At 52.7% G+C, this 2545-nt stretch carries 1 protein-coding gene and 2 pseudogenes; all 3 read left to right on the top strand.

The features are described from left to right. A pseudogene (locus RWJ96_RS06850) lies at positions 1-239 on the top strand (hypothetical protein); the annotation flags it as partial. Next, positions 229-1023, top strand: a complete 795-nt coding sequence (locus tag RWJ96_RS06845; RefSeq protein ID WP_314019642.1) for an energy-coupling factor transporter transmembrane protein EcfT — start codon at positions 229-231, stop codon at positions 1021-1023. The pseudogene RWJ96_RS06850 and the gene RWJ96_RS06845, both read left to right, overlap by 11 nt. 141 nt (positions 1024-1164) lie before the next feature. Continuing rightward, a pseudogene (locus tag RWJ96_RS06840) lies at positions 1165-2545 on the top strand (phosphoribosylformylglycinamidine synthase); the annotation flags it as partial.

Raw genomic sequence — 2545 nt, 5'->3', positions numbered from 1 at the left:
AAACATTTACTCATTTCTCAGAGGCAGAATTCCAGGAGCTTGGACTGGGCATTCCTCATGCACTTGCCTGGGCTCAGCGCCTGTCCCACACTACGGGAATCAACCTGGGAGAACCTTTGACTCTGTCTGAGCTGGTAGACGCGGTGGTAGACGTGCTTCCGCGCAATTTTGACGCCACGCAGGCTGATGGCGCCACAAAGACCGGTAACCTCTCGCAAGGAGGTTGCTATGGCTCTTAAGATTTCTATGGGCCAGTACTATCACGGGGACTCGCTCATCCATAGGCTTAATCCCAACGTCAAGTGCCTGGCTGCACTCCTTCTGATGCTTGCAACCTTTTTTATCCGCAACGCGCCACAGCTTGCACTGCTGGTAGTAGGCGTGCTCTGCCTGCTGGCTCTGGCAAAAATCCCCGTCAAACAGGTGCTTGTGTCAATCATCCCGCTTGCCTGGCTGCTCATTTTCCTCTCACTCTTCAATCTGTTGCTGACGCGAGAAGGAACTGTGCTTGTCTCCTGGTCAATCTTTACCATCACCGATGTGGGAGCATGGAGCGCTTTTCTCTACCCCGTACGCATTTTAGCTGCAATTTTAATGGGCGCGCTACTCCTGCTTACCACAACTCAAACGGATCTAGGCAATGCCTTTGAAGCAGCATGCTTGCCACTTTCTAAGATTGGTCTTCCCGGTAAAGAAATTGCCATGATTTTCTCGCTTATGCTGCGCTTTATTCCAACACTTGCAGGCGATGCCGTATCCATTTCCGAGGCTCAAACTGCTCGCGCAGGAGACGTTGCTTCGGGTTCGCTGCCCAAAAGACTCCGTGCGACCTTCTCCATTGTGGTGGCGCTTCTGGCCAGCTCGCTCAGGCATGCTAACAACCTTTCTAAGGCACTTGATGCTCGCCACTATGTAGCAGGGGCTTCTCGCACTCGTTGGCATCAACCAACCTTTGGCGTTCGCGAGGCAATTGCCTTGGGTGTAACCGTTTGTTTTATCGCCCTTATCTTTGTGCTGGCGTAAAACTTTTAACTAAATAATCTGTATTTTTAACGCTCTGTTACAACCCATTTTTCTTTTCTCGACAACCGCCAATTTGGCCACCTAAGTAACGTACAATAAAGCCAGTAAAAGCGTAAAAGGCTTGCATTGAAAGGTGGCCCCATGGTCCTGCGCGTCTACGTCCAAAGAAAATCTGGTTTCGAGGGCGAGGCAAAAGCCCTGCTCAAAGAAGTGAAAGACCTTCTTGGTATTACCGAGTTACAACGCATTGACCTGCTTAACCGCTATGATGTTGAGGGAATTTCAGAGGAACTCTTTGAGTCCTGCATTCCCACCGTTTTTTCAGAGCCACAGTCCGATCTTGCCAGCCGTACCATGCCAGAGTTTTCTTCTGAAGGTGCGGCTGTTCATACGTTTGCTGTTGAGTTTTTGCCTGGCCAGTTTGACCAGCGCGCAGACTCTGCAGCTGAGTGTGTGCAGCTCATCAGCCAGGGAGAGCGTCCACTTGTGCGCTCTGCTCGCCTCTACGTGCTGACCGGAAACCTCACAGAGGCAGACGTTGCTGCCATCAAAAATTACCTGATCAACCCCGTTGAGGCTCGCGAGGCTTCCCTTGAGCTGCCCGAGACTCTCAAGATTTCCATTCCAGAGCCTGCAGACGTAGAGGTTCTTGAGGGCTTTAACGCCCTTGACCAGGACGACCTCAAAGAGTTCATTGCTTCTCACGGCCTTGCTATGGACCTGGCTGACCTCACCTTCTGCCAGCAGTACTTCACCACAGAGCAGCGCGATCCCACCATCACCGAGATTCGCGTCATTGACACCTACTGGTCTGACCACTGCCGACACACCACCTTCAACACCGGAATTACTGGCGTGCAGATTGATGATGACCTGATAAAGGCCGCGTTTGAGAAGTATCTCTCCATGCGCAAAGAGCTTGGGCGAGAAAATCGTGCCGTCTCTCTTTGGGATATGGCTACTATTGGTGCAAAGTACCTTCGCGAGAAGGGCGTCCTCACCAATCTTGATGAGTCAGAAGAAATCAACGCCTGTACCGTAAAGGTAAAGGTAGACGTTGACGGCAAAGACGAAGACTGGCTCTTCCTCTTCAAGAACGAGACTCACAACCACCCAACCGAGATTGAGCCTTTTGGTGGCGCAGCTACCTGCATCGGCGGTGCTATCCGCGATCCCCTTTCTGGCCGCAGCTACGTCTACCAGGCAATGCGCGTCACAGGCGCTGCAGACCCAACTGTTCCGGTTTCTCAGACCCTTCCAGGAAAGCTTCCTCAGCGCACCATTGTTCGCACGGCAGCTGCAGGTTATTCCAGCTACGGTAACCAGATTGGCCTTGCTACGGGCCAGGTTTCTGAGCTCTACCACCCAGGCTATGTTGCAAAACGCATGGAGATTGGTGCTGTTGTAGGCGCAACTCCTCAAAGCCACGTTCGCCGCGAGCGCCCAGAAGATGGCGACATCATCGTTCTTCTCGGCGGTCGCACGGGACGTGACGGCATTGGCGGCGCAACCGGCTCTTCAA

This window comes from Lancefieldella parvula, from assembly GCF_963547875.1.
Classification (GTDB): Bacteria; Actinomycetota; Coriobacteriia; order Coriobacteriales; family Atopobiaceae; genus Lancefieldella; species Lancefieldella parvula_D.
This window is presented reverse-complemented; position numbering and strand designations above follow the sequence as displayed.